Genomic DNA, 26,008 nt, shown 5'->3' with positions numbered 1-26,008 from the left:
AGCCAGTTCTGTTCCTAACTACTCCTCAGCAAGGCCAACGATTTCAGCAGAATGGGCAATCGATAGCTCCACTGTATCTGAATAGGATTGTCCTTTAAGATCTTCCCATGTAATTACTGCAGAAGTCGATTCATAGGTGTCTGCATTCTTTTTCAGTTCATCGTAAGAATAACTCCCAGTATTAGTACCCATCTCTTTCACATTATCTTCAATACTGCTTAGTGATGCAGATGCCACTCCTATTGCTTCGGCTGACCAGCCATATACACTTTCCCTGCTGTCCTTGTCCATCTGTTCGTAGAAGCTTACATCAATATGACGAATATTTTGAAGATCTTTGGAATCTCCCATATAAGACAGCTTTGCTTTTCCACGCATAATCTGTCCTGCTCCGATTAGAATAGTATAGTCCTGGATATTCCACAGATCTCCGCTTCCGTTTAGAACATACATTTTCACAGGTTCATTCGGTGCTGTTTCACCCATACTTTCATGGGTCTGTGACTGAAATGAGAAGATCCCTGCAATGACAGCAAGCACATACCCTAGAAAAATCAGTAAACCGATGATGAATAGAATTCTAAACCTTCTCTTTCTTCCATCTAATCTCGCTCTGTTTTTCATGGAGCTAACGCTCCTCTCCCCTTGATCTCCATACGCCTCCTCTACATCGCTTAAATCCACTCTCTATGTAAAATAATTCATGCTGATCTGCAAAAGTTACAGTTACTATAGGTATTCGTGCAGCCTCTGCCGCATGCAGCAACGCCTGAACCAACTGCTTGCCCAGGCCCTGTCTCTGATATTCCGGATGGATCATGATATCCTCCATATAACCATGCTCGAGTCCTGTCCCGGTAATATAACCAAATCCAATAAGCCTTCCGTTCATATCTCGTGCACTTCCCCATAACAAACATCGCTCGAACAAAATCGGATAATCCTGCTCTCTCCTGTCCCATCCGACAGACTGCCGCAAATCAGGCACTTCATGATCTTGAATCGAATTATTAATTAAAATAGGAACTACAACAGAATCCATAACTGCCTCCTCCTTTTTCGCTAATCCTAAAATATGAGGGGGTCCTTCAGTTCCGACCATTGCATTAGGGGTTTTCCCAGCTTATTTAGGGTAATCGTTCCCACCATAATGTGCTGACTGGAAGGACTGGTGAGGTAGTGCTCCAGCATGAAGCTATTAATTCTGGACATGGTGAGGTTAAGCAGTTCCTTTTTCGGTACCCAGATCAGCTCTCCTTCATCACAAGCTGCTAGATCTACCATATCCGTTTTACCAAAGTACACATACTGGAGACGTATCTCACTATTCTTGATTCGATGTAAAATATACTTCAGCTCTAAATCTATGATATCCTCGCTCTTGATGCCGGACTCCTCATACACTTCACGAATACACGCCTCTTTGGGATGAGACAGCTCCTCCGGTTCGAGATGGCCACCAAGTCCGGTCCAGAAGGCATCATCAGGAAGCCGGCTTCCTAATCTTTTTAGCATGAGCACTTTATCCTCGTTAAACAGGTACGCTGTTGCCATCTGCCGAACTTCCATAGATCATCCCTCTTTCATTGTTAGATCTGCTAATTACTTCATCACGGCTGAAATAGGCAAATAGAGCATCTACGTCGGCATAGCAAGCATCGAACCCTAGAAGAAAGTATTAATAAATCCTACTGTATTTACTTTATACACCGTACCATCTTCTAAGAGCTTATATTTCATCTCACGCTTGTTGAAGATCATACCGCTAAAAGTAGACCCTGAACGGAGGACCATTTGTCCGTCTTTCACACAGCCAAGTCCATCCACGTAATTATATTGATCACATGAAATACCGTGTTCCTCATGCAGCCAAGCATAATAATCTTCTTGTGTTGGGCAGGTATAAGCTAGAATAAGTAACAGCAATAGGACGGCAAAGATGACATTCCTCGCTCGATTTGTTTTCACTTTGATTAGTTTATTCATGGTGACTTCGCTCCTCGATGTGGTATCATTCTATTTCATTATAGATTAGTCTTGCTAGTTCTGCATAAGCATCTTCCGGAATTTCATAAGCAGCATACTGTTCTCCAAGTCTAACGAGCAGTCCTCTTGCTACTTCTCCATTGACGACATTCAGATGATAAAGTTCTGATGTGCCGTCGGAATAAGTAATGTTCATTTCAAACATGGGACTATAATCGAGCATCCCGAGCCTTTCCTGCGCCTGGTTAATCGCCTGAACAAATTGCTCTACTTCGTCCCTGTCCACTATGGTTTGTAAGGTAAAAGGTTTGTCTCCAGGACTGAAATAGGAATCTATACTCTCCAATTGAATGGATACAGCCCCTTCATTAACAATATCACTCTCAATTTTTTTCTTCTCCTCTGTACATCCTGCCGCGATAAATATGACAAGACTCATTGTACATAGCACAAGCCATTTCCTAATCTTCAAAATTCTGCCCTCCCGATGATGATATAGTATAGACGCTTGCTATATGAGGAGAGTTGCGAAAAAAAAGCTCAACCCGCTTCTAGAGTTCTTCGTACGAAACCCGCAGCGTTTTGAGCTATCCCTTTTTTTAGTTGCGTACGACTTCGGTTCCTGCAATAAAATCATGAAGGGAGCGCTTATCCTCTCGGATCGCTACCATCAGTGCACTGACAATCGTTCCGATTCCAAACGTAATTGCATAAACCAGACCGGCAACAACGTCTCGCAGCAGCATCGTGCCAATCCCGGGAGGTCCTTTGTCCGATACCTTGCGAATCTTAATTCCGCAAATGTATTTCCCTATGGTATACCCTCTCCAAAATACAGGCAGAAGCAAGGAATACAGAAAGCTAACCGTATCATTCAGCCAATTCTCTTCTACGTTCCCAACAATGAAAGAGGTCACAAATGCCAAAGGAATACCCACAATAATTGCATCTAGCAAAATAGCTCCAAAGCGAATCCAAAACCCAGCCGGTTCGTTTACCATGCCATCACTCCATTCGTAAGCATCTTCTAAGATTGTATTCAGAATGATCATTCTTAATTTACAATAACGATGCGACAGGGGGATAAGTTTCGTTTAAATAAAAAAAGCATCATCTGGGTCAGATGAGCTTTTCTCAAAATGATGGAGTGATCATTGTTAACCCCAACGACGGTTGGCGTACTTCTCCACTAATTGTCTAAATTCCGTTTGCTGCGCAGTGTTAGCAAATCCTCTTTTCGGAACACCAATGCCCTGCGAATCATTCACAAACACATAGAAGTATTGAGGATCTTCACGAAGATGCGCTACCTTGCTCCATGGGTAATTCGTTTGGTTAATCGAGGTTGTTTCGGTAAAGCCCTGTTCATTTACTTCAATCGTATGCTCACCGATCAGGCCTTTGTTCGTCTTCACATGTCGCTGCACCTTTAGCTTCACAGAAAAAACAACATAGAGATCCGCAAGTATCCCAATAAGCAGACCTAGTATAATCGAGACCTCCCAAGATCTGCCGAGCACTTTTAATGCAGCGCACATCAGGATTGGCAATAGGATCATGACCAGGAGGATCATATTCTTAAATTGTGGCATATGGAACATCACATACTTATTCAGCTTCCAATAATCGTCCTTTGTAAAATCTATACTCATCTTCATCTACAGTACTCCTCTTGTCATTGAAGCGTAAAAACATAGTTAAGATTATAGATATCGTTAAATTTTTTGTCCAGTAAATCTATATTATTTCGTATGAAAGCAAGCAAATAAGACGGATATTGTTCTATATTAAATACCATTTTCTTACCCTTCCGGCAGAATCACTCTTGAAACATCATGTGTTTTGTTATATTCTTCAAGATCATCAATTTCATTTTGAAGATTGTTAAAGTTGAAACTGTACGTTCCCGTACCATTTTCAATGATCCCATTTGACTGAGTATCGACACTGAATTTTCCTTGGGTTAGTCCGACTACATAATATCCAAAGTAATCTTTATCCGGTAAAGATCCTTTATTATGACTCAGAAATACAACGACTTCTTCTCCGATGTCAAACGTAAGGGGGTCCTTCATTCACTACGTAAATCATATCATCAGTCTCCCCGCCACTTGCCCGCACTTCTACCGTTTCAGCAGGCTCTCCCTTATATACCGTTTCCACCTGAATGAAAGTATCCGTGGCAGGATGTCCTTTAAAATCTTTTTGTACTTCCTGAGAAAGGACCGTTCCAAAGATAATCACATCGGAGTCATTAACAAGCTGATTCTTTTCAAAAAAAGGCAATAGTTCCTGAGCATGCAAAACTGTTTTACTATGCTGATCCGAATTAACTTCACTTTGTTCGTGCTGTGATGCCGAGTCGGTTGCGTTGCTTGTACAAGCTGTCATGATGAGAAGAAAAACAAAGATGAAAATAATGGGTATGGACTTGTACATAATGATCATCCCCCTTTTAATCCTATCTATAAAAATTAACGCAATAAAATTTAGAAAAGTTGCTTTCTTTCAAGAAACATCGCTCTTTCAACTATTGGTACGTCAGTTCTGAATTTAGTAACCTATATAAAAAAGCTCACACCGAGTTATTGAGGATTAGTGTCACCACCAACACCGACAATAAGAATTCAGCATGAGCTTACAGCTCTTAGGCATAATTGATCCAAGCAAGAGTATACCTGCACTAGCACTTAAAAGGGAAATATGTAGAAATGAATAGACCATTTCTTATTTGATCATTGGTCTATAGAGTCCTGACGAGGTGCTCGCAATTCTTCATCTCTTTTTCTCAGATATTCATTCATCTCTCTTAATTCTCTTAAGATGAGCTTGTTATATTTGGTGTTCTTGGAATCATCAATTGCCAGCTTAATGATAAAAAAAGTAATAATCAACCCTATAATCGAAATAATAATACTCAACTTAATCCCCTTTCCTTGGTACCCTTGTTACTTTCGATCACTTGGCATTGTACTTTTGAGCTTTTCCCAAGCTTCAGTGGGCCCAAATGCATATCCATCCATTATACTGTATTTGGTATCAAAATCATCGGATTTAATCCATATCGTGCTGAAATCCTTCGAAATATGAATGGCCCCTGCCGTCCGTGGCACTTTGTCTTCACCCCATTGCACTATGTGATGAATATAATCCGTACCATCCAGGTCTGCCGTGATGGGATATGTCAAATCCTGATCTACTGTGACACTGCCGACAATTCGATGCTCGCCGGAGAGCCGTTTATACCGCACACCTTCTATATGTATCGTTGTATTCTGCTTATATGAATCTTCTGTGGAATATATTACGCTATCGAATGTCCGCTCAAACGGAGTCCCGCGATGATACAGGACAAGGCCAAGGATAATTAAGGCAAGACAGGCGAAGATAACATATTTCTTATGTGGGGTGAGTTGATTTGCAGTAGAAATGTTGGCCCCTCCTCTTTAGAACTGCACACTAAAACGTCCAAAATGATGTACCCCGGTTCCGAATTTAACAAGATCGTTCTCTTTCATGTACGTTGTCGCTCTCTTTACTTCCTCTAAAATGCTAGGGTCAAGTCCTAATGTATTATGAGAACCATACACCATCTTGACACCTGGAATCTCTGCAATTCGTTCTAAGGATTGAACTAAATCAACTGGGCTTGTTGAAGGGTAAAAAGCATATACAGGGGTCTCATCATAGAGCAGATCACCGGTAAACAAATACCCGTTAGCCTCATCAAATACAGAGATGTGACCTGGAGAATGACCTGGCGTATGATATATGACTATTTTTCTGTTACCTAGCTCGATGATATCCCCATCTTCTAACAGACCTGATGGCTGTCCTTGAAAGGGTCTATATGTACTCGGATTAAAGGCAGATGGTGTGGGGAGTGTAATGTTTCTGCTCATATCCTTTCTAATCTGCTCGATGGTTAAGCCTTGAATTCCGTTTATTAACCAGTCTTCATCGGCGGGATGGACGTAGATTCGTTCAAATTCCCCATGACTTCCAATATGATCTGCATGGACATGTGTTGTAATGACATCCAGAGGTAAAGTCGTCAACTGGTCGGTTACTCTCCTCATATTATCGATGCCAAGACCTGTATCAATCAGTGCGGCCCGCTCTTCCCCCAATAATAGAAAAGAATGCACCTTCTCCCAATGTCCGTATTCACTGATTGCATAGGTACGATTGTCAATGCTCTGTACTGTAAACCATTCATCCTTAATCATCGTAGAAGCCTCCTTATAAAAATAAACACCCGTACTTAATGTAAAAAGAACAGCTACCAACTGGCAACTGCTCCTGACTGATTTAACTAACGTTTGCCATTAGATGAACAAAGGCATCCATCCTTTTCGCCAGCTGCCTTCGTGAAATCTATCTCATAAATAAATCTCTTCAGTATTGAAATTCCTCTTTCAATAACCCCAGCACAACAGTATCATAGTACTTTCCATCTACAAAAGAATGGTTCCGCATCCGTCCCTCGACAACGAAACCGCATTTTTCATAGGAACGAATAGCTCGCTCGTTTCCACTCCAAGTATCAAGCTGCACACGGTTTAAGTTCATCGTTTGAAATAAATAATGGATCAGTGTCTTAAGAGCATCAGATCCAAATCCTTTGCTCCAATACTCTTTATCGCCAATTCCCATTCCAATCGTGCACCGCCGTGCAACAATATTCATTTCACGGTAGACAATGAAACCAATATGCTTTGGATCTTCCTCCTGCGTATAAATGGAAAATTCACCTTTTTCCCGTCGATCAAGTGTTCTAATTTCCTTTTCATACGTGGACTCAATCTGGTCCAAGGTAACATGACTATATCGGAATAAGTCCGTGCCTGCACTCATTTTCGCAAATTCTTCATCGTTTCGCCATTCGAACGTCCTTTTAAAATCCTCTAACGAAACAGGGCGTAGCTGGACTTTTCTTCCTGTAATCAAGAGTGTGATCATCCTTCCAATTGTTTTTTTAAGTCTTGTAGCAAAATCAATAAAATAAGTACCTAACGATTATATCAAAAGTAATTCTTGATTATGGGGAGAGTTCTAATATAATTAACCTGCCCATTCGTATTATAGACTTTCTGCTGTTTTGCCAGATATATCGTTAGAGGATTTTTCAAAACATAAATTAACCGTTCTTTCATTAGACCTAGTACGATGCATAACATTACGTGGAATAGTGAAAACTTCTCCAGGTTTGAGTGATATCGTCCTATCTTCCAAATCAATCAAAAGTTCTCCTTCAAGAACCATGAACAACTCATCACAATCTTCATGCTTATGCCAATGATATTCACCATTAATAACCGCAATACGTAGGACATGATCATTTACTTCATTCACAATCCAGTTTCTATATTCGGATATCTCCTTAGTAATGTCATATAAATTAATCTTTTCAAAATGTCCTTCTTTCATTTCTTAAGACCCCTTTTTCTACGAATGTGATGTTGTATATTATATGGATGACTTAGAATTGAGCAGCCAATTTATAGGGATTGTTTTCTCTATTCATTGAATTTACGTTTCCTGTTAGATTATTCCTGCTGAATACAGGAGACGCTGGCGAATGCTCTATCAGGTTACATTCAAGATAATGTCCTTTAGTTCAATCAGAGTCTTGATTCCGCGCTCCCGCTTTGTGATCAGTTAGCGAGTTCTTCTATTCATAAAACGTTCAGTATTTCTCATAAATCCATACTTTTCGTAAAGCCCATGACCGTCTAACGTACCGAGTAAGCCCATCATACCTTCAAATTCTTCGGTTATAACTTCAATTAATTTCTTCCCTAGTCCCCTACCTCTATATTATTCATTTATGAAAACATCACATAAATTAATAAACCGTTGCCCAATCAGTAATGATACGTGCAAAACCAATTTGTCTGTCTCTTATTAGAAATTCGTCATACGTTAGTTCCATATAAGCACCCCACTCTCTCAAGTAAATACTATTTTCTCCAAGAGATTTACAAGTCCTTCCTAAATTTCGTGCTCAACCAAACTGCCAGTTTGCTTAATGAAAAAGAGCAGCTGCCAATCGGCAATCTGCTCTATACTGTTTTTAAACTAACGTTTCCCGTTAGCCACCCATGCCCCTCCCGGGGCACCACAGAATAATGAAAATTTTATGGATACGTTCTATACTATTCTTACGGCTGGCGAGGGAGGTCGATAAACTATGGTGTCCTGAACCCTTCCGTTAGTCTGACCCCAGCGACCTCGGTGCACCATTGAATGTCGCTCCTGTTTAGGAAGCACGCAGGGTAGATTAACCCTTTTTGGTTGTTGCACCAGCCCCCAATTTCACTTTGCCGTAGAAAGGTGATTGTCATGGATGTTCTCATCGAACGAGCATGCGGTTTGGATGTTCACAAGAAGAACATTACTGCATGCATCATTACACCTGAAGGAAAGGAGATTAAAACCTTCCGTACCCACACGGTCTTTATCTTAGAACTCATCGATTGGATTAAGAACCACCGCTGCACTCATGTGGCCATGGAGAGCACCGGTGTGTTTTGGAAACCCATCGTGAACCTGCTGGAAGCCGAAGATATCGAATTCCTAGTCGTCAACGCACAGCACATAAAAGCAGTTCCCGGACGGAAAACCGACGTGAAAGATGCGGAATGGATTTGCAATCTACTTCGGCATGGTCTGCTTAAACCTAGCTATATTCCCGATCGTAACCAACGTGAAATGAGAGAACTTGTTCGCTATCGTCGGAGTCTGATTCAAGAACGTTCTCGTGAACATAACCGTGTGCAAAAAGTTTTGGAAGGTGCCAATATCAAGCTCGCTTCTGTCGTCTCAGACATTATGGGGCTCTCGAGCCGGGACATGCTTGAAGCCATGGTTAATGGTGAAACCGATCCGGAGACACTGGCTGGCTTTGCACGCAGATCCATGAAGAGAAAGAAAGAAGAACTCGAGCTCGCGCTGAAGGGCAACATGAGTTCACATCAGCGGATGATGTTAAAAACCATGCTTACCCATATCGACTTCCTGAACGAACAAATCATAGAGCTGGATATGGAGGTAGCCAAACGGCTCGCCCCTTTCCAAAAAGACCTGGATCGACTGGATAGCATTCCGGGAATCGCAGCCCGAACGACAGAACAAATCCTCGCCGAGATTGGCACGGACATTGCTTCTCGTTTCCCGAGTTCAGCCCATTTATGCTCATGGGTTGGTCTTGTTCCAGGTCACAATGAAAGTGCAGGCAAACGCAAGTCCTCCAAAACACGTAAAGGCAACAAATATCTCCGATCCGCACTCATCGAAGCTTCTCATTCCATACGGGGATCTGATAATTATCTCGGTGCCCAGTACAGGCGAATTGCAGCTCGCAAAGGAAGGCACCGCGCAGCTGTTGCTGTAGCCCATTCCATCATGACCATTGCTTACCATTTACTAACCAGGCAAGAAGATTATAAAGACTTAGGCTCCGATTATTTTGAGAAACGACACCAAGATGCGATCGTCAAACAAACCGTTCGAAAGCTAGAAAACCTTGGATTTACCGTAACCCTGGCCACATCTGAAGTATCCTAATTAACCTGCTCAAACCAAGCGACGCAGCCTTTTTAAAAATCTTGCAAGCTGCGCCTAGTTTCGTATTGTCTTTTTTAGAGTTACGCTATGAATTAATTTTCAGGGTAGCTTAATGAAATAGATGTAAACTTCAGTTAGATATTTATCTAATCGGTAATCGGCCCATGTTCTTGTCCCCCGACAAAAGATGATGAATGCTCAAGCGCTTGCTGTGGTTTTTGGGTTTTACACTCCCTGTATTTGCATCTCTTGGATCTGCAATGTTCTAGTCTTCTGACAGTTGATTGGCGATGTTACTTTTAAACTTGTGATCCGCTCTATACTTAAAAATCCTGAGCAATTTCGATGTTACATCTATCTAGTCCGGGTTTTTTTCTAGTTATATATTATAAGCATCTGTGACACAAATTGATCTTCTTTTGATAGAAAAGCTATTTTATTGAAATGTTTTGCTAGTTTTTGTAACTCTTCACTTGTTCTAACCTCTTCTTCAGTCCAGCCTACAAAATAGAACATAATATAAGGAGCTAGAGTAAGATGCTTATAAATAGAGTTTATGAATGATAATTCTTCCTCGTTAACCTCAATACCCATTAATTGATCTCTATTAGGCCTATACTTGTAAGTAATCATATTAGAATGACTTTCGTATAAATGATATCTATCCTTACTCAAAAAGGATAGAATAAAAGAATTTAAACGGGATTCTTCATATAGAGTTTTATATATACCAAGGATTTTCTTTTTCGTGTCCATTCTGACCATGTTGATTTGAATATGGATCGTGCTTTTTTTGTATACCACACGTATATTATCAAAGATTGAAAGCAATTCACATATTAATTGATGGTTTACTGGATCATTGTTATTAGGAATTTGCAGTTCGCCTCCATACTGTGCTTGAGAGTGTTCTGCTTTATTTCCCACTGCTCTATACATTATGTAGAATTGATACAATGCGAATTGTACTTCTATATTGGCGAGTATTACTTCTTTGATAGACTTCAATTCAAACGGAATCTCTTTTACGTTTAATCCAGAATTTAAGATCTCTCTCTTTATTATTTTATTATCTTTTATTGTATAGCTTTCCTGCTTAAGTACATCTTCATGTACTTGGTTTGCATTATTAATTAGATTGCTGTGCGTTTTAAAAACAACTTTTTCAATCATTAATTACCCCTCCTTAAGAAATGATACAAGCGCATAGCTCAATCGCCACGCGCTCATAATGAACTTATTTTAATATTCGAAACAGAATTAAAAATCACTCTCCCAGTCAAAGAATAAGTCAGCATTATTCCAACCACCTAATAAGTAAACTTCTACATAACCTTCAACCTGTATATTATCGGAGACAAAATTAATTAGTATTTCATCATGCACAGCAACATGTAAATTTCTCATCGGGGGAATATTCCATTTATTTATATCCATCCTTACAGATCCAACATTTGTACCTGCTCCAGCATATCCTTTAGCTCTAGATATCGATGTTTCAATACCACCACCTGTAACGTTGATGTCTAAATATACATATATTTCTCCTTTATTTGAACTTATTTTATCAAATATATAAGTTGGCGTAGCACTGACTTTAGCAACTTGAGTTTGAAAGGGACTTACCTCTAAAGATTCAGAAGTGTCAACGTTAGAATATGTACTATCCCTGTAAACTTCAACAGTGACTGGTTCCAACCTTTCAATTCTCTCAATGATTCTATTAGCCTCTTCCTCACTGTTCACCGGAATTGAAGTTAAAGACCCAGCGTGGTTCTCGTAAAGGCCTTCTATTATTTCCTGTGCATTCTCTTCAACAAAAAAAGTAGTCCAACTTTGAGACGTGTCACTACTATCAACACGTTCAGTTGCAAAGGCAGTTCCAAACATAGTAGTTACTAACGAAAAAACCAAGAAAAATGACAATATCTTCTTCTTCAATGACTCTTCCTCCATTTCGAATTGGAATTTGTTTACTAATTACAACATAATTATACATCATTTCCTTACATGCATGTGACATTCGACAAAGAATCTAATGCTCTTACAAAATTAGTCATCAAATTGGTTTTTTATACAATTCTTCTATCAGCCTTAAAATCCTTCATGGGGAGCAATATCAGGCCCCCTATTTAGAAGAGTTTCATACGACTTTTGTCCAACACTCAAATCAGAAACGCAACGCGTATTATGCCCTTGTTTAATTGAACTAACCTGCCCGTTAGCTTAATGAAAAAGGAGCAGCTGCCAACCGGCGAACTGCCCCGTGTTATACTGAACTAACGTTTCCCGTAACTTTTCCTCTTGTAGAGCCTATCTATAGAAAGTATTAAAATATGTACTATTGTAATAAGAGATGCCATCTGTATAGACTTTATAAAGCTAACTCCTACAAAGTAATAACTCATAAGCAAAGTTGCAAAAAATAAACTCCCACACCTAATATAAACTTAAACATATTTGATCGGTATCTCCTCATATTACCAGTACTCTTTTATAGACTTCTACAAATAGTTCCAGTATCATTTCCAATGTATCTAATATGTGGGGTGGTTTAATGCAGGGCATAGCAGTAGTCTATGGTTTTTATCTTATGCCTATTTTTTTATTCATTTCTATTTACCTTTTTTACTTAACGAGAAGAGAACGACAGCAAACAGAATGTTTATCTCTTTTAGCTTAACAATGGCAGCGTGGTCTTATTTTGTGGTTATCCTTATCGGAAAGTAAGAGTTATGGATCCCTTTTTGAGGTTTATAGAGCAACAAGAATAAGCCTACTATTTAAATCCATCATCAGCCTTTTACAAGATCTACCGTGGTGGATCTTGTAAAAAAGTATCTGCGGACTGGAAAACTACTCCGTTGTTGTTTTGATCTAATGTGTCCCATTAGCGGAATCAAAAATGATCAACTTTGTCGTACAACTTTCCCTAATATAGATGGAAAGTTGATTTCAAACTGTTGTAATAGTTCAGCTCCAAAAATAGTAATTGTCTGTTCCCATGGGTGTCCTAAGTATCCCCATTTGAATTCATTATGTAAATAAAAATAATAATCGCCGTCGGGGTAAAATGGCATTTTCCATTTCGCCGATTCTTTTTCCAAGTGTGGATAATACAAGAAGGACTCGTGCTGCCAGTCCAAAGCAAAGACATACTCATCTTGTTCAGTTATTGCTTTTAAAGCGTTGATACATTTCTCTTCTAAATCATCAATATCTGAATCCTTATGTTCAGTTATCTTGTAAGTGATATAAGGGTTCGGTAAGGTATAAGAAGGCCAGTCCTTACTGCGAGTACTTGGGTTAAAATTAAAAACCTCGTAGAACTTATCCCAAACAATGCGATATTGCTCATCTGTTAATGGAATCCAATTCTCCATTTGAAGTACCTCCCAATGCCATTTCCCTTTATCTTACCATTGAACTATCCCTGCCCGTTAGTTCAACAAAGTTGCTCCAATGACTAATTCTCTCCTTGCGATCTTGTGATAAAAATTTGTAATCCCTTCTATACCGAGTGTCCCATCATTCAATTTTTTATCCTCATTGAAAGGATATATAGAAACTAATCCAGTCTTAATTCTTAAGTTTTATATGGGGAATGTTCTAAATTAGTCATCGTGAACAGGTCTTCAACAAGATATCACTTCACTCTTTCGGAAATATTTTTACTTATTTCTTCAGGATTTTGAACACCAATGATCAACTTTGATATTTTGAACATGCCAACTTTAAAGCTATTCAAATCTAAATGGAGGGTTTCAAGCTCTTTTTCAAAAAAGTGTAGTTGAAAGCCACCATTGGATCTAAATAACCCATTTCTCATTTCTCCGAATAAAGCACCATATAGTTTAAAACCATCTGGTATCGGCCTACCTGTTGTTGTTCCCTTGATTGAAGAGTATGGAATTTGCAACCCTTTATCTAAGTTTAAAAACGGAGAGTTTCCAAAATCGATATTTACGTAGGTTTCCATTAGTTGAATTTTTCGTTCCATATTTTGATCCCCCCAACGCCCTATAATTACATATAATACCATGAATACCTCTTTTGTTTGAAAAAGTCTACGCTCTGCCTGTTAGCTTAAAGGAATATCTGTAAACTTTAGTTGGATATTTATCTATTCGGGAATCGGACCACGTTCTTCTCATTGGCTCGGGATAAGAACGTGAACCGATTAAATAAAAAAGTCGCTTATTTAGCGACTTTCAATGGGAATATGCTCTTGTCCCCCGATAGGAGATTTAATACTTTCCAAACCCATCTTCACACGTAGTATCGGAATGAAGCATATCGTAAAGATTTTGTTTAGAATTTTCCAATTTCTTCTGAGCCTCTTCAATTTCTGATATCTTCTCTTGGATAATGCCAGTTTGTTCATTTTTTGAGAATCCGTTTTTGGATATCATGGACTGTATATTCTGAATCGTAAAACCAACAGACAAACAATTTTTGACCACTTTCAGATGTTGAATAATACCTGGTGCATAGTTCCGATAGTTGTTCTGGTCTCTTAGCACATACTCATCCGTGATAATTCCTATTTTCTCATAATATCGGATAGTTGATATGGGAAGGTCTGCTATTTTGGCTACTTCACTAATCTTCATATGAATCACCCTCGATTCTTATTATTGCTATAAAGTATACTTCATAGTTTACACTCCTCATAGTGAGACGGATTAAAGCTTAACCCAACTCACAAATATGATTTTAAGGGGAGATCCTACATGAATACAATTACTGGCCAATACGCCAAAACAAATGATTTTAATAAAATCGTCTTGGAGCGTCGTTCTATTAAAGTCTACGACCCCGAAGTGAAAATCAGACGTGAGGAAATGACCGAAATATTGGCGAAAGCTTCCCGAGCCCCTTCTGCCATTAACATGCAACCATGGCGTTTCCTTGTCATCGACACCGCTGAAGGTAAAGAGAAGCTCGCGCCACTGGCCTCTTTCAACCAAACGCAGGTCCTTACCTCATCAGCTGTTATTGCTGTATTTTACGATGCTAACAACATTGAATATATGGACGAAATATTCAGTAAGTCAGTAGAACTTGGATATATGCCACAAGACATCAAGGAAATGCAGATGCAACAGGCGAAACCTTATTATGCGAGCATGAACCCATCTGATCTGCGTGACATGAACCTCATTGACTCGGGTATCATATGTATGCAGCTCATGCTCGTTGCCCGTGCCCACGGATATGATACCAATCCAATGGCCGGGTATGCCAAAGACCAAATCGCTGAAGTTTTCGGCCTGGATAAGGAACGGTTCCAACCTGTGATGTTAATCTCCATAGGCAAAGCTGCCAAAGAAGGCTATCCTTCCTATCGCCTCCCAGTTCAAACGATCGCCACTTGGGTATAATTCACTCTCAAGATTAACACGAAATTAAATGAAGGCATTCGTCGCTTACCTAATGAGAGGCCCACGGCATTGTCGCCAAGGGCCTTATTTTTCACCAATTTATAGAATTCGGGCCTACAACCTTATTCTAGAGGAGGAATCTAAACTGCTGAATACGAGGTTCCAAGTTTATAAATTTCCTGTAAAATGATGGTATGAAAAGAATATTATCGTTCATGGATTGGGGTATATTTGCTCTTCGTCTGTACCATTATATTTTGCTGTTGTCCCAGGTTCTGATGGTAAATGAGTTTTCGATCCGAACGTTATTTCATGCGGTCTGGCTGAGCATAGCCTTTGTCGTCCCTTTGCTGTTCTGGTTTCCTCAGCGCCGGATGAACAAAGTCTGGTTTTGTATACTAGAGTTGTTACTTGGCGGTTCTTATTATGTAAATTCTGTGATTTATCCGGATTTGACTTCAAAAGCGGACTATTTGCTGCCGAGTCTTACAATGGGATACTTATTGACTAAGCAAATTTTTTGGATCATTCCCATCGTTGTTTTCATTCCTTTTTCCTTTCAGTCTCACCTCAGATTAGCTTGGGAGCAAGCCCTAAGTATCGGAATAGACAATCTGCTGTTCTGCTTCATCGGCATGTGGGCAAGCTTCGTCGCCAAGGCGTATGATCAGAAGAATAAACTGGTAGCCGAAGTGGAACGTCAAAATAAGCTGTTAACTCACTATTCGGCCGAGATTGAGAAAATGACTTTGCAAAAAGAACGAAATCGTATGTCCAAAGAGCTTCATGACACACTGGGGCATTCCTTTATCTCACTCATCCTGAGTCTTGATGCCTCTATTGCCCTTATGGATAGCAAGCCTGCCGAGGCCAAAGATCGATTAATTCGCTTAAGATCATTAGCTGAAAACAATCTGGATGAAATGAGAAACATCGTACACGAGATGGGAGAAGAACAGGAATCAAGTCTGATCAGGCAGGTTGAATCCCTAGTAGTCCGTTTCCGGGAGCATACGGGCACTGCTATAACTCTAGTTCTCCCTGAGACAGAGCGGCCCATACGTTTTGAAGTACGGCAGGCGATCCTTCGGGTCATCCAGGAATCCCTTACAAACGCACTAAAGCATGGAAAGGCATCTCTGCTTCATCTAGAGCTTAAATTTTCCGAGAATGATCTGCAATTGTCCGTTCGAAATAACGGGAACCCGATCGACAAGCTGAATTACGGCTTCGGCTTGACCACGATGAAAGACCGAGTTGAGCAGTTAGGCGGTCGCCTTCAGCTATTATCTAGGGAAGGAAATCCAGCAATGACCGAAGTCCGATGTGAAATCCCGCTGAAAGAAGTGCTGCCGCATGGAGAAAATTAAGGTACTGATTGCTGATGATCAGGAATTGATTCTCGAAAGTTTACATATCGTGTTGTCCATGGAAGAAGATTTGGAAATTGTCTGTTTGGCCAAGAATGGCGAGGAGGCACTGAAGGGCTGTGAGCAGTTTTTGCCGGATATTGTGTTAATGGATATCAATATGCCAGTCATGGACGGCGTCGCTGCAACGACTCTGATTAAAGATCGACTACCTGCAACCAAAATCATTATGCTGACCTCTTATAAGGAAGTTGAATATGTATTAGCGGCGTTAAGCTGTGGAGCAGAAGGTTATCTGCTCAAAGCCCTTCATCCCAAAGAACTGGCTGCAGGCATTCGGGTAGTTCAGGCGGGAGGGACTTTAATCTCGCAGGAAATGGCAAGTAAAATGATCAAGAGGATCAACAATAACAGCCCTGCGGTAAATAATGAATTCGGGCTCACTGCCCGTGAAATAGAAGTGCTGCATAAGCTGGCATCTGGCCTTCGTAATCAAGACATTGCCGAGGCGCTGTTTCTTAGTGAAGGGACGGTCAAAAATTATATCTCAACGATTTATTCGAAGCTGAATGTGAAAGGAAGGCGGGAGGCCGCCCGTATAGCCCGAGATTCGGGAATGCTGGATCATTCATAAGCCGATCGTCAAGAAGCTGGTAACTCATTAGAGTTACCAGCTTCTTTCACATATAGCCATAGATTAAATGATGACAAAAGCGCACTGTCTCATATGACTTTTTCAGCCTATACTCATGGCATCAAGCAACAGAGGAGGAGATGTTGAACATGAAGAAAAAAGCATTTGAAAATAAAGAGAGCCTGGAGAATGGCGTCAAATTAAGCGCTCGGAGTTCATTTTGGAGTTTTCCAATCGTCTGGATGCTTGTGGGAGCTATCGGTATTGTTCTTATAGATACCTTATTCCGGCAGCTGACTGAGCGGGTAGATGGGACGATTTCCCTTGTCCTTACATTAGTGATGGGGTCGCTGGCTATCTTAGTTTATAAGCTCACGCTAACATATCTGGCCCGGCGCTCCACTCCAGAGATCTCTAGACAACGAGCAGGGATTGAAACCTTACTGGGCGTACTTACCGGGGCACTCTTTATCACAGGGTCCGTCTTTATTATTACGGCCCTGGGAGGTTACTCCTTTCAGTGGGCAAGTTCTGTGAATGCGGGTCTTGTTCTACGATCCTCCATTGGGGCAGCTCTAGGAGCAGCCATTGTCGAGGAGCTTATCTTTCGTGGACTTATGTTTCAAGCCATTGATAGATTGGGAGGGAAACCGCTCGCACTCACTGTGACCTCACTATTCTTTGGAGTCGCGCATCTTGGCAATCCAGGGGCAACATTATGGAGTGCGTTCGCTATAGCCCTGGAAGCGGGTGTTCTGCTCGGAGCGGCCTTCCTGTGGCGGCGGAACTTATGGTTTATCATGGGTCTGCATTTTGCATGGAATGCCATTGAAGGGTTGCTAGGCTTTCCCGTATCCGGACACTCAGTTGCCGGTCTATTTACTGTAGAAATGAACGGTGCCGCACTTCTCACAGGAGGCGAGTTTGGACTTGAAGGATCCATTGTTCCGGTTGTGGTCAGTCTTCTGATCTCCATTCCAATGCTAATTGGGGCTGCACGTTATCGAAGGGCTGAGGCTCGGAACCTTCCTGTATCAAAGTAAAGGGCAGACATTTTTTTCGAAGGCTAGTCTATGCGAGATCCCTTGTCATGAAAAAGAAGTTTCATAAAAGCTTTCGTTCACCTTGTACTCGTCCGAAGGCGTATCCCTGGGCTTCGAAGGGAGGAAGTCGCTTATCTTGCTAATGCCAATCTTACTTACTATACCTGGCTAGAGCAGGGCTAGAGAAGAATCCTCCCCCTGATGTGTTGTCTTCAAATAAGCCAAGAACTACTGCTGAACGATGACGAGCTGAAGCACTTATTCGATCTGGCCGCACGCGATCCGGTCCGTTTCAGTATGGCACCAAAACAGAAAAACTCGATGCCAGATTGTATTGAAGTAAAGACACCACCAGTTCAAGGTGATGTCTTTTTTTTTGCAGAAATAGTTATTAAACTATCCTGTCCGTTAGTTGAATACGCCTCATTTCCTAACGAAAACCGAGTATCTCTCTGGATTTCCAAAACTCAATTTCTTAGCTAAATTGATAGAGGCATGATTATAAATGTCACAATCCCATCTTGGGGTTAACGTTCGATTTAAACACTCCAATATGAATGCCTCTGATGTGCATTGAGCCACTCCTTTACCCCTAAAATGCTCATTAGTAATAATATCTATCTCTGCAAATTCTAATGATGAGAATATTGAAACACATTCTCCTGCATTCACATTGTTTTGAGTTACAGAGAAACCGAATCCTTTCTCGGTAAAATTTTCTACCGTTCCCCAATACTTAATGATGTATGGTATGTTAAACCTTCTATTCTCATGAAGCGCCTCCTCATTTATCTTATTTAATAGAAACTTATCCGGTAATTTAGTTTTGCTTAATTTCATAAAATTTTTTTCATTAAATTTAAAAGATAACCTTTGCAGTTGTTTCAACTCAGTACCGATCAGTTCCATGATTTTGTTATCCCAATTTTCAGATAAAGAAAACAAAGTAAATCTTTGGTTGCTAACCGTTCTACTCCTAAATTTGTTCATAAGCAGATCCAAAAAGTTATCATTTTTCTCGTCTCCAACAACTACATATATACCCGAAGAGGTTCCTATTAATGCTGAAGACTCATCAGCAACGATTTCTCCAGTAATATAATTATCCAATACCGAGTAAGCGAATGTAGGAAGAATGTTACCTTTATTTTCGCTTAGAATTGCAGAATTTGAATACTCCATTATTCCTAACAAATCCTTTCCACAGGATAATACAATTTTTTCAAACCACTATTAAACGAATTAATTCTTTAATTTCAAACTTTCTTGCATTTTTTGCGATTTCAGAAACTAATTAGATAAATAACTAATTTAATGATAATATAATCACTTTATCTTGACAACTATAACGATTTGATTATGAATTTTTATTAAGCTAACCTGCTCGTTAGCTTAACGAAAAAGAAGCAGCTGCCAAAGTGAAATGCACCTGTCAAGTAGACAGTAGAAAAAACAAAAATCTACTTCTACCATGATGGGAGTTTTTGTAATGTCCAAAAGAAGTCTGATTTTATATGAAGTAAAGTTAAATGCCGTGAAGCGTTGTCTTCGACATGAATCCAATCCTAACCATGAGGCCAAGCAACTAGGGGTACGCCCAAATACGGTTACTGACTGGATAAGAAAATATCAGGCAGATGGAGAAGAAGGATTAAGATCATACAAAGGGTGGAAATCTTACTCTAAGGAACTACAGCTGGCGGCAATTCAGGATGTACTCTTAGGGGAATATTCCGTATGAGCTGCAACAGAAAAATATCAGATTTCGTGTAGAAGTGTGTTAGTAAAATGGATTTCCAAGTATACTGAGGGAAAATCAATTCGAAAAAGGATAGGATCTTCTCTTATGAATAAAGGACGTAAAACGACATACGAAGAACGTATCGAAATTGTACAATTCACTATCGCCAATGATTTAGAATAGGCCTCTCCTCTGGAACAGACCTATGTGATATTCGCTCAGGTAATTAAGTTGTTAGCGGAACAGTGGTTATTATTCTGAGCCATCGTAACCACAATATAGTAAAATTAAGAGAAACGATGAAGTGGGGTGAGAGGTTATTATTGACAATTCTTATTTCTTTATGATTATTATCTTGGGTTTAGTTCAGTTTGCTTTAGATAAAAAGTATAGGAAAGAAGGAGAATACGAGTCGAAGATGTCAGAAACAGACGGCTTCGCAGCGTATGCTTGGACAATCGTGATTGTTACGGTCGTCGGATTTGTTTTGTTCATATTTACTACTGAAATGCATATAGTAATCTTGTATTTAATGGTTCTAGCAGGCATCAGAGGTATTTTCGAATATAAATACATTAAAAGTACAAATAGACATATCGTTTCGATTTGGATGGTCGTTATATTAGCTATTCTTTGGGTTCCCTTTTTATTGATTTGATAAAAAGCCTCACCTAACCAAAAGTGCGTGCGTTAATACCTTCATATAAGATATACCCCACGAACATTTGGTGAGTCTAAATTTCTCACTTTTATTATTAAACATTCATCTACCCATGTTATTGTCCCCTACATGTCATCTGGTTGTGTTAGCCTTGTTTACTTTATATGCTTTGTTGAGGGCTTAACTAACACATGCTTTTTTAGTTAACTTCTTACCGATAGCTCAATAAGGTTTCAATATCTATATATGCTAATCCTAAAATAATTCCAGCAACTATCCTATATAATTTTGTATACTTACTCTCTTTAAAACTCTCAGTAAAACACCAAACAAAGAGAATTGCTAGTATTATGTAAATCAGGTTAATTATATCCACTAACCATACCCCCTAGATCATTGTGTATAAACAATGTTACCTTTAAGTATTAAAAAACAACAGTTAATAACTGTATTAAGTAAACATAATATATGTAAACTTCTCCAAGCAAGTAGGAGCAAAATTGTTCTACTTCCACTGGTTAGATACTAATCTAAAGTTCCTCGTATAGTACTACATTGTTTCTAATAAACTTCAAACACTAACCTAAACGTTAGCTTAATGAAGTTTATTAAATTTGTAATCAAACCTTAGTTGAAAAAGCCGTGTTAAAGTAGTATCGAACAAATATTCACAAAAGGAGTGGGCAAAATCAAGTCACATTTTCAGAGTTTGGCTGTCATTTTCTTAGGTGTTTGTTTAGTAATCAGCTCATGGTTAATTTCAGATGCTATTAAAGATCAACCCAATATTCAACCAAATATTCAAATACCAGATCATAGTCTTACCACTAACAAGTACGAATTTATCCCTGTATCAGAAAATCATTTTATTATTCTCGATACCGGAAGTGGCACCTATTTAGAAAAAAAGGATAACTCTGAAGATTGGACTATAAACTCACCTTGAATATGTAATTCCATATGACAGATCGTGATTTGAAGTGCGCTACTAGTTCAAAAAATATAAAATGGCCATGGCCTAACTCGTGTAAAATTAGTTACCACACTAAATTAACGCAGGAGAATCAGTCCATGAGCTACTCACATCTTAACATGATCGAAAGAATTAAATAGAAGCACCCTATCAACTAGGGCTTTCTGATTGAGCCATTGCTCGTGAATTGGACCTATGGAAGGACTACGAAAGAAATTGTTGATCGAGCTTGTGAAATCGACTGGGAAACGGCAACTCAAGCTTATTTCGTATATTTCGAACAAGTAAGTTCTTGATTCTAAAATTGTATACTTTTTCACACGTTAGACTAATAAAAAAGGAACAGCTACCAATCGGCATCCTGCTCCATTGAATATTTAATTGATGATCATCAATAAAACCATTACAAAAATCATTCCTATAACCCATTCAATAACACCGAGACCTTTCCAAGCATTTTGATTACCTTCCATTTTTCTTGTTTCTCTTATCAATCTGAGCAATTTCAATCAATCTCACCTCTAATAAATTGATCTTACGATATCTACAACCAGTAAGTTACAATATATTTGGTTTTTACTGGAATATATCAAAGACACTAATTTTATATAAGAATCACGATTAAAGAAATCACAAATCCTTGCGCCGCAGCTATGATCAAATCATTTTTCCAGTAGGATTTTGTGTATAGACTAAATAATCTGAAGATACTAAAACCGCAAATTGCCATTAGAAACCAGTTCATTAACATTCCAACCACTCCTTAGTGAACTGTTGGTAAAGTCCCATTGGATCGTTGTGTCATCAATTTTTATTTATGTAATATGATTCGAATTCAGTGACAGAGTCAAACTTGTTTACAGCTACACCTTCTGTTTTGAGCTGATTCTCTAGCTTTTCCATTAATTGCAGTACAGCTAAACGCAACGGTTCAAAATTTGTGGGATTTAACAACCCGATAAGATCGGGGTATCCATAACTATCATAGAATTCACGATATTCACCAAGGTCAGCAGTATTAGGCCAACGCCCTTTCTCTGCAGCATACAAAATTCGAGATAAACTGTCTTGTACACTTATCGCTACGAAAAATGCCGTTTCGTAGTGGCCTGTTTCGCACGCGATTAGTAGTTTATTCATCATCCCTCTCTCTTCTTCGTAGTATCCACTCATGTGTCCTTTATAGGAGCTCACCACTTCTTGACTATTTCGTCGCATCGAGATAAGACGAAGTGTATCAGTAGTTAATTTTTCACACGCTAACATTATTTCTTCTGGAATTAAACTAAACATTAGGGTATCCAGGTGCTTGTCCAGTTGCTCCGGTTTAAGAGAAAGATTCCGGACTTGCTTACGATAGTGCCCCCACATACGTGTATAATAGGTTTGATTCAACAACCCAAGAGACTTAAAGATATTTGCTGCGATCTCTTGAGATTGGGTTCGGAAATAACTCAGATCTTTGGCATTCTCAGCAATTCGCATTTTAGCTATGCTAATAAGACAATTGTTCAATATCGATTCGGCTTTGGTGATCATTTCAGCTGTTTTGGATTCACTTCCCATGTTGGATATAGTCTCACGTAGTTCTATTAATCTCGCAAGATCATCATCTGATCGGACATATAACAGCTCACAGTCTGCTATAATTGTCGTGCTCCAATCTTCAGCAGTTGCCATTCTCTCTGCACGTTCCCAACCAATTGGCCAGAAGTCAAAACTTATACCATCAATAATGAACTGACACTCTACTTCTCTCCCTCTGGTTGTAGCTGGAATGAAAAAGAAATCCAAATCTGATCGTTCAGTCGCTCGACCCTGCAGATATGACCCATAAAATCCTACAATCGCTACATCTTGAGGATAATGATCCTTAATATGCCTGATAATAATGTCAGCAACAGCAAATACATCAACCATCAGATAACCTCCCTGTAATTTGGAATCAACTACGTGGCTGTCCGAAGTACTTTCTTTCTAGAGTAACTTGCAATCCTGATGAACAAAACGGAGAGATTACATATAATTATTATCTACCTGTTGTTTTATGAAATGACAATTAGGTTTATGAATGTCAATCCCTTGATAGAGTCAACACTCCATTTTTCAAAAATCATTAGTCGGAAAGTAATCTTCAACAACCTCAACAACCTCAATTTGTCCGTTAATTAAGAGCTCAGGAAGTGTGTTGTTAATATTCCTCTTCCAGTATTCTCTAGCCTGTTCAATTTTGCGTGAGAACGAAGCACCATCTTCTTTAGGTAATAAATTTGCATCACCTTCGAAGATCCCACCTACAACTCTTAGTTTAACAAGCCGCAATACCTTTCGATTATACGAATCAAATATCGCTTTCCACTTTAATGCGTCTTCATAGCTTTTTGCAGCATATAAGCAGGATAGTCTCGAAGGATACTCAGGATATTCCTGTAGTCTCACCATTTCGACAATCGTTTCTCTAATCGCTCTAATCGTCTGTCCTACATAATTAAGTGCTACATCGGCATTTTCTCTGTCCAACTTCAAACCCTCATGGTTATAGTTACCATATAAAATATGTATAAAATCCCCTCCCTTGGAATTCAAACGCTCCTTCTCAAAAAAGAAATGATATAGAGAATTTTTTTGGTTATTATCATAGAATATCCTCTGTCCAGGGATCATTTTTTTCTTAGTAACAATGTGATATACATACAAATCTTTATATTCCACGGATTTCCTCCTAAAATAGCAATCGCTTATTTTACAATAGAAAATTAAGAAACTACACTGCTATTACGTCAAAATAATTTCCATATTATTATGTAATTAAGATTGTCTTTTGTAATTCATCAGGGATTGTTACAATACCCAAGCTTGCATGAGAAAGACGAAAGAGAATGCGTAACATAGGATAGCCATTGCACGTGAACCTTTGTTATATAAGTTTCTCCCAATAAAAAGAACAGTAAGGGCAGCCGCACAGAAAAACAGATACAGGTACTTGTCTATACCGAGCACTGTTGAAACCATGATACAGACGGCTATAACAGCCATTGCAATACATGCATGCAACAGACTATATAAAAATCGCATATTTACCTCCTGTAAATCTATTACCTTGAATATAAAAAAAACAGCCAGGTCCCTCATGGAAGTGGCTGTTCATATCGTTGAAGTATATTATATTAACAAATTAAGAGCTTACATTTTCTGCTCGGTTAGCCTGACTTGCATGAATCTTCTTCATTGCAAATCTTGCGATCGGCTGTGCGACAAGCAGTTCAATCCAAAAGGCAACACCAAAATTTCGAAACCATGTCGGAAAGAAGTTGTGGAAAGGTTCTAGAGATATTTGTCTCATCCCCACCCAGGTACCGATAATCGTTAACAGAACCGATAGAACCGTCACGTTCATTACAATGTTCAATAACACTCTGGCGTTAAAACCATCTGTTTTACCCACAAATTTGGGTAATACCTTGCGAACCAAAGGTCCTGCCACCAGCTTCACTAACAGAATAACGATAACCCACATGAACGGGATGACCTTCAATGTTTCTAAGTAATTGGCTACGCTAAAGCCTCGTTCCAACCCCAATATGATGGGCCCAATGGTGTTTACCGAAATAATGGACACGATCAACATAAAAATAATGCCTTCTCTAGCATTTTGCGGAAGTCTATCTTCCTTGAACAAAATAATCCCCTCCGAAATTAAAATTAAAATTAAAATTTCAGATGGTAGACGTATCTTGCGACATATATTTTTGGCGATCAAATAGTGCCAATATCTCTACACACCCTGAATCAATTTCATATCGCGTTATAACGAACGAAATTGGTTCAACAACTGAACAATTATAACATTTTACCTTAAGTTTAGGTAAGAGCGAATTTTGAATAACTCTTAATAATGATTCATTTCTCTTCCAACTCTGCTACACTGAGCTTAGAACTAGAACTCAAAATCTTGAAGAAGGTGCCTCCATGCAGCTCGAATTTGCTAATCTCCCTCCGACCTATTATGCTAATCTGCCTAACCCAGGAGGGCATTTTCCGTTTACATTTAACCAAGAGCATGCTCCGTATATTATGGATTTTCTAGGTACGAACTCAGTCTTCCTCGATGATTCCAGTGCTCCGTTTATGTTAGAGTGGATGAACAATCTCGATAGTTACCCGATCTGCTTCTGTCTGAATACCTCCGTTCTCTGGAAGGAAGATCTCGCACAGCTGTGTACGCTGCATTCGTTAGAACACGAGCTGTTGAACAGAAGAATTACGTTACTATATATAAGAAACAAGAGCCAGCTTGCTAGTAGCTTGCCGTTATTTCTAAACATGGCAAGCTGCAATGAACAGGTGATCTGGTCTATAGGCTCGAACGAGTCTCCCTTTGCCATTGAGCCGATATCTGTGACATATCAGGGCGGGATTCAGATTCAGGATACGGTTGTTATTGATATGACGATTGCCCGAACGATATTTTGGCCGGGGTACGATGGTAATTGTATCTCTGTTTTATCTAATGATCCATACTTCTCTAATATATCGAAGATCAGATCGAGCTTTCCTGCAGGTGTTGAGCTGATCGAGATTGAATTGTCATCTTAGAAGTTGTAAATACGAATTAACAAAAAGACCGCCAGCTTACTCCATTCCCAG

Annotated in this window: 30 protein-coding genes; 7 read left to right on the top strand and 23 right to left on the bottom strand. The window is 39.4% G+C overall.

All coding sequences use genetic code 11. The features are described from left to right. Positions 1–18: 18 nt before the first annotated feature. The 14 genes from PUW25_RS06950 to PUW25_RS27485 form a co-directional block, all read right to left on the bottom strand. Positions 19–624 (bottom strand): hypothetical protein, encoded by a 606-nt coding sequence (locus tag PUW25_RS06950; protein ID WP_047910120.1) that lies wholly within the window; start codon positions 622–624, stop codon positions 19–21. 4 nt (positions 625–628) lie between these two features. Then, positions 629–1,042, bottom strand: a complete 414-nt coding sequence (locus PUW25_RS06945; protein ID WP_047910121.1) for a GNAT family N-acetyltransferase — start codon at positions 1,040–1,042, stop codon at positions 629–631. Positions 1,043–1,068: 26 nt separating this feature from the next. Next, on the bottom strand, positions 1,069–1,569 hold the full coding sequence (locus PUW25_RS06940; RefSeq protein ID WP_081872171.1) for an NUDIX domain-containing protein: 501 nt from the start codon (positions 1,567–1,569) through the stop codon (positions 1,069–1,071). Positions 1,570–1,665: 96 nt separating this feature from the next. After that, positions 1,666–1,986: a hypothetical protein gene (locus PUW25_RS06935; RefSeq protein WP_047910122.1), complete on the bottom strand. Its 321-nt coding sequence runs from the start codon at positions 1,984–1,986 to the stop codon at positions 1,666–1,668. A gap of 25 nt (positions 1,987–2,011) precedes the next feature. Next, positions 2,012–2,458: a YhfM domain-containing protein gene (locus tag PUW25_RS06930; RefSeq protein WP_274336835.1), complete on the bottom strand. Its 447-nt coding sequence runs from the start codon at positions 2,456–2,458 to the stop codon at positions 2,012–2,014. A 127-nt stretch (positions 2,459–2,585) separates the two neighbouring features. Beyond that, the gene (locus PUW25_RS06925; RefSeq protein WP_047910124.1) at positions 2,586–2,987 is read right to left on the bottom strand and encodes an RDD family protein; all 402 of its coding nucleotides are present in this window, start codon (positions 2,985–2,987) and stop codon (positions 2,586–2,588) included. A 156-nt stretch (positions 2,988–3,143) separates the two neighbouring features. Next, positions 3,144–3,644, bottom strand: coding sequence for a YcxB family protein (locus PUW25_RS06920; RefSeq protein WP_047910125.1), 501 nt, complete (start codon positions 3,642–3,644; stop codon positions 3,144–3,146). A 144-nt stretch (positions 3,645–3,788) separates the two neighbouring features. Further along, the gene (locus tag PUW25_RS06915; RefSeq protein ID WP_047910126.1) at positions 3,789–4,061 is read right to left on the bottom strand and encodes a hypothetical protein; all 273 of its coding nucleotides are present in this window, start codon (positions 4,059–4,061) and stop codon (positions 3,789–3,791) included. Beyond that, the gene (locus tag PUW25_RS06910; protein WP_274336834.1) at positions 4,039–4,425 is read right to left on the bottom strand and encodes a hypothetical protein; all 387 of its coding nucleotides are present in this window, start codon (positions 4,423–4,425) and stop codon (positions 4,039–4,041) included. The genes PUW25_RS06915 and PUW25_RS06910 overlap by 23 nt, the downstream gene beginning before the upstream one ends. Positions 4,426–4,934: 509 nt before the next feature. After that, on the bottom strand, positions 4,935–5,237 hold the full coding sequence (locus tag PUW25_RS06905) for a hypothetical protein (protein ID WP_047910129.1): 303 nt from the start codon (positions 5,235–5,237) through the stop codon (positions 4,935–4,937). A gap of 195 nt (positions 5,238–5,432) precedes the next feature. Next, positions 5,433–6,215, bottom strand: coding sequence for an MBL fold metallo-hydrolase (locus PUW25_RS06900; protein ID WP_047910130.1), 783 nt, complete (start codon positions 6,213–6,215; stop codon positions 5,433–5,435). Positions 6,216–6,384: 169 nt separating this feature from the next. Further along, on the bottom strand, positions 6,385–6,936 hold the full coding sequence (locus PUW25_RS06895) for a GNAT family N-acetyltransferase (RefSeq protein WP_052511710.1): 552 nt from the start codon (positions 6,934–6,936) through the stop codon (positions 6,385–6,387). Between the two features lie 132 nt (positions 6,937–7,068). Further along, a complete protein-coding gene (locus tag PUW25_RS06890) occupies positions 7,069–7,416 on the bottom strand; it encodes a cupin domain-containing protein (protein WP_047910132.1) in 348 nt (115 codons plus the stop codon). 231 nt (positions 7,417–7,647) lie between these two features. Further along, a complete protein-coding gene (locus PUW25_RS27485) occupies positions 7,648–7,767 on the bottom strand; it encodes a hypothetical protein (RefSeq protein ID WP_420799978.1) in 120 nt (39 codons plus the stop codon). A gap of 564 nt (positions 7,768–8,331) precedes the next feature. On the opposite strand from PUW25_RS27485, the gene PUW25_RS06880 reads away from it, so the two are divergent. After that, on the top strand, positions 8,332–9,555 hold the full coding sequence (locus PUW25_RS06880; protein ID WP_047910133.1) for an IS110 family RNA-guided transposase: 1,224 nt from the start codon (positions 8,332–8,334) through the stop codon (positions 9,553–9,555). A 375-nt stretch (positions 9,556–9,930) separates the two neighbouring features. On the opposite strand, the gene PUW25_RS06875 is transcribed toward PUW25_RS06880, so the two are convergent. The 5 genes from PUW25_RS06875 to PUW25_RS06855 all read right to left on the bottom strand — a co-directional run bounded on the left by PUW25_RS06875 (position 9,931) and on the right by PUW25_RS06855 (position 14,168). After that, positions 9,931–10,728, bottom strand: coding sequence for a hypothetical protein (locus PUW25_RS06875; protein ID WP_274336833.1), 798 nt, complete (start codon positions 10,726–10,728; stop codon positions 9,931–9,933). Positions 10,729–10,815: 87 nt separating this feature from the next. Further along, positions 10,816–11,496: a hypothetical protein gene (locus PUW25_RS06870; protein WP_047910135.1), complete on the bottom strand. Its 681-nt coding sequence runs from the start codon at positions 11,494–11,496 to the stop codon at positions 10,816–10,818. A 968-nt stretch (positions 11,497–12,464) separates the two neighbouring features. Further along, positions 12,465–12,938, bottom strand: coding sequence for a DUF2716 domain-containing protein (locus tag PUW25_RS06865; RefSeq protein WP_047910136.1), 474 nt, complete (start codon positions 12,936–12,938; stop codon positions 12,465–12,467). A gap of 263 nt (positions 12,939–13,201) precedes the next feature. Further along, positions 13,202–13,555 carry a hypothetical protein gene (locus PUW25_RS06860; protein WP_152557604.1) on the bottom strand — a complete coding sequence of 118 codons (354 nt, stop codon included), beginning with the start codon at positions 13,553–13,555 and terminating at the stop codon, positions 13,202–13,204. A 247-nt stretch (positions 13,556–13,802) separates the two neighbouring features. Next, complete coding sequence (locus PUW25_RS06855; RefSeq protein ID WP_047910138.1) at positions 13,803–14,168, bottom strand: helix-turn-helix domain-containing protein; 366 nt, start codon at positions 14,166–14,168, stop codon at positions 13,803–13,805. 120 nt (positions 14,169–14,288) lie between these two features. On the opposite strand from PUW25_RS06855, the gene PUW25_RS06850 reads away from it, so the two are divergent. The 4 genes from PUW25_RS06850 (at position 14,289) to PUW25_RS06835 (ending at position 17,986) form a co-directional block, all read left to right on the top strand. Then, entirely contained in the window at positions 14,289–14,939 is a 651-nt protein-coding gene (locus PUW25_RS06850; RefSeq protein WP_047910139.1) for a nitroreductase family protein, read from the top strand. A gap of 215 nt (positions 14,940–15,154) precedes the next feature. Further along, positions 15,155–16,309 (top strand): sensor histidine kinase, encoded by a 1,155-nt coding sequence (locus PUW25_RS06845; RefSeq protein ID WP_081872173.1) that lies wholly within the window; start codon positions 15,155–15,157, stop codon positions 16,307–16,309. Then, positions 16,296–16,943: a response regulator gene (locus tag PUW25_RS06840; protein WP_047910141.1), complete on the top strand. Its 648-nt coding sequence runs from the start codon at positions 16,296–16,298 to the stop codon at positions 16,941–16,943. The genes PUW25_RS06845 and PUW25_RS06840 overlap by 14 nt, the downstream gene beginning before the upstream one ends. A gap of 149 nt (positions 16,944–17,092) precedes the next feature. Then, positions 17,093–17,986 (top strand): CPBP family intramembrane glutamic endopeptidase, encoded by an 894-nt coding sequence (locus PUW25_RS06835; RefSeq protein WP_052511712.1) that lies wholly within the window; start codon positions 17,093–17,095, stop codon positions 17,984–17,986. A gap of 423 nt (positions 17,987–18,409) precedes the next feature. Here the strand turns inward: PUW25_RS06835 and PUW25_RS06825 are convergent, their stop codons facing one another. Beyond that, on the bottom strand, positions 18,410–19,168 hold the full coding sequence (locus PUW25_RS06825) for a GNAT family N-acetyltransferase (protein WP_274336832.1): 759 nt from the start codon (positions 19,166–19,168) through the stop codon (positions 18,410–18,412). A 307-nt stretch (positions 19,169–19,475) separates the two neighbouring features. Here PUW25_RS06825 and PUW25_RS06820 point away from each other — a divergent pair, with 307 nt between their 5' ends. After that, positions 19,476–19,727: a helix-turn-helix domain-containing protein gene (locus PUW25_RS06820; RefSeq protein WP_274336831.1), complete on the top strand. Its 252-nt coding sequence runs from the start codon at positions 19,476–19,478 to the stop codon at positions 19,725–19,727. Between the two features lie 2,438 nt (positions 19,728–22,165). Here the strand turns inward: PUW25_RS06820 and PUW25_RS06815 are convergent. The 3 genes from PUW25_RS06815 to PUW25_RS06805 form a co-directional block, all read right to left on the bottom strand. Further along, positions 22,166–23,281: a nucleotidyltransferase domain-containing protein gene (locus PUW25_RS06815; protein WP_274338566.1), complete on the bottom strand. Its 1,116-nt coding sequence runs from the start codon at positions 23,279–23,281 to the stop codon at positions 22,166–22,168. Between the two features lie 186 nt (positions 23,282–23,467). Continuing rightward, a complete protein-coding gene (locus tag PUW25_RS06810; protein WP_047910258.1) occupies positions 23,468–24,025 on the bottom strand; it encodes a DUF2441 domain-containing protein in 558 nt (185 codons plus the stop codon). A gap of 511 nt (positions 24,026–24,536) precedes the next feature. Then, a complete protein-coding gene (locus tag PUW25_RS06805) occupies positions 24,537–25,040 on the bottom strand; it encodes a hypothetical protein (RefSeq protein WP_152557612.1) in 504 nt (167 codons plus the stop codon). A gap of 290 nt (positions 25,041–25,330) precedes the next feature. Between PUW25_RS06805 and PUW25_RS06800 the strand changes: the two genes are divergently transcribed. Further along, positions 25,331–25,957, top strand: a complete 627-nt coding sequence (locus tag PUW25_RS06800; RefSeq protein ID WP_047910151.1) for a hypothetical protein — start codon at positions 25,331–25,333, stop codon at positions 25,955–25,957. Positions 25,958–26,008: the final 51 nt, after the last annotated feature.

Source organism: Paenibacillus urinalis, from assembly GCF_028747985.1.
GTDB classification, from domain to species: Bacteria; Bacillota; Bacilli; order Paenibacillales; family Paenibacillaceae; genus Paenibacillus; species Paenibacillus urinalis.
Note: the sequence above shows the minus strand (reverse complement) of the source record. Positions and strands in the feature narration are given on the sequence as shown.

Bases quoted from the DNA above. Each gene is read 5' to 3' on its own strand.
- PUW25_RS06950 (WP_047910120.1), bottom strand. From the start codon at position 624: ATGAAAAACAGAGCGAGATTAGATGGAAGAAAGAGAAGGTTTAGAATT.
- PUW25_RS06945 (WP_047910121.1), bottom strand. From the start codon at position 1,042: ATGGATTCTGTTGTAGTTCCTATTTTAATTAATAATTCGATTCAAGAT.
- PUW25_RS06940 (WP_081872171.1), bottom strand. From the start codon at position 1,569: ATGGAAGTTCGGCAGATGGCAACAGCGTACCTGTTTAACGAGGATAAA.
- PUW25_RS06935 (WP_047910122.1), bottom strand. From the start codon at position 1,986: ATGAATAAACTAATCAAAGTGAAAACAAATCGAGCGAGGAATGTCATC.
- PUW25_RS06925 (WP_047910124.1), bottom strand. From the start codon at position 2,987: ATGGTAAACGAACCGGCTGGGTTTTGGATTCGCTTTGGAGCTATTTTG.
- PUW25_RS06920 (WP_047910125.1), bottom strand. From the start codon at position 3,644: ATGAAGATGAGTATAGATTTTACAAAGGACGATTATTGGAAGCTGAAT.
- PUW25_RS06915 (WP_047910126.1), bottom strand. From the start codon at position 4,061: ATGAAGGACCCCCTTACGTTTGACATCGGAGAAGAAGTCGTTGTATTT.
- PUW25_RS06910 (WP_274336834.1), bottom strand. From the start codon at position 4,425: ATGTACAAGTCCATACCCATTATTTTCATCTTTGTTTTTCTTCTCATC.
- PUW25_RS06900 (WP_047910130.1), bottom strand. From the start codon at position 6,215: ATGATTAAGGATGAATGGTTTACAGTACAGAGCATTGACAATCGTACC.
- PUW25_RS06890 (WP_047910132.1), bottom strand. From the start codon at position 7,416: ATGAAAGAAGGACATTTTGAAAAGATTAATTTATATGACATTACTAAG.
- PUW25_RS06880 (WP_047910133.1), top strand. From the start codon at position 8,332: ATGGATGTTCTCATCGAACGAGCATGCGGTTTGGATGTTCACAAGAAG.
- PUW25_RS06875 (WP_274336833.1), bottom strand. From the start codon at position 10,728: ATGATTGAAAAAGTTGTTTTTAAAACGCACAGCAATCTAATTAATAAT.
- PUW25_RS06865 (WP_047910136.1), bottom strand. From the start codon at position 12,938: ATGGAGAATTGGATTCCATTAACAGATGAGCAATATCGCATTGTTTGG.
- PUW25_RS06860 (WP_152557604.1), bottom strand. From the start codon at position 13,555: ATGGAACGAAAAATTCAACTAATGGAAACCTACGTAAATATCGATTTT.
- PUW25_RS06855 (WP_047910138.1), bottom strand. From the start codon at position 14,168: ATGAAGATTAGTGAAGTAGCCAAAATAGCAGACCTTCCCATATCAACT.
- PUW25_RS06850 (WP_047910139.1), top strand. From the start codon at position 14,289: ATGAATACAATTACTGGCCAATACGCCAAAACAAATGATTTTAATAAA.
- PUW25_RS06845 (WP_081872173.1), top strand. From the start codon at position 15,155: ATGGATTGGGGTATATTTGCTCTTCGTCTGTACCATTATATTTTGCTG.
- PUW25_RS06840 (WP_047910141.1), top strand. From the start codon at position 16,296: ATGGAGAAAATTAAGGTACTGATTGCTGATGATCAGGAATTGATTCTC.
- PUW25_RS06835 (WP_052511712.1), top strand. From the start codon at position 17,093: ATGAAGAAAAAAGCATTTGAAAATAAAGAGAGCCTGGAGAATGGCGTC.
- PUW25_RS06825 (WP_274336832.1), bottom strand. From the start codon at position 19,168: ATGGAGTATTCAAATTCTGCAATTCTAAGCGAAAATAAAGGTAACATT.
- PUW25_RS06820 (WP_274336831.1), top strand. From the start codon at position 19,476: ATGTCCAAAAGAAGTCTGATTTTATATGAAGTAAAGTTAAATGCCGTG.
- PUW25_RS06815 (WP_274338566.1), bottom strand. From the start codon at position 23,281: ATGGTTGATGTATTTGCTGTTGCTGACATTATTATCAGGCATATTAAG.
- PUW25_RS06810 (WP_047910258.1), bottom strand. From the start codon at position 24,025: ATGATCCCTGGACAGAGGATATTCTATGATAATAACCAAAAAAATTCT.
- PUW25_RS06800 (WP_047910151.1), top strand. From the start codon at position 25,331: ATGCAGCTCGAATTTGCTAATCTCCCTCCGACCTATTATGCTAATCTG.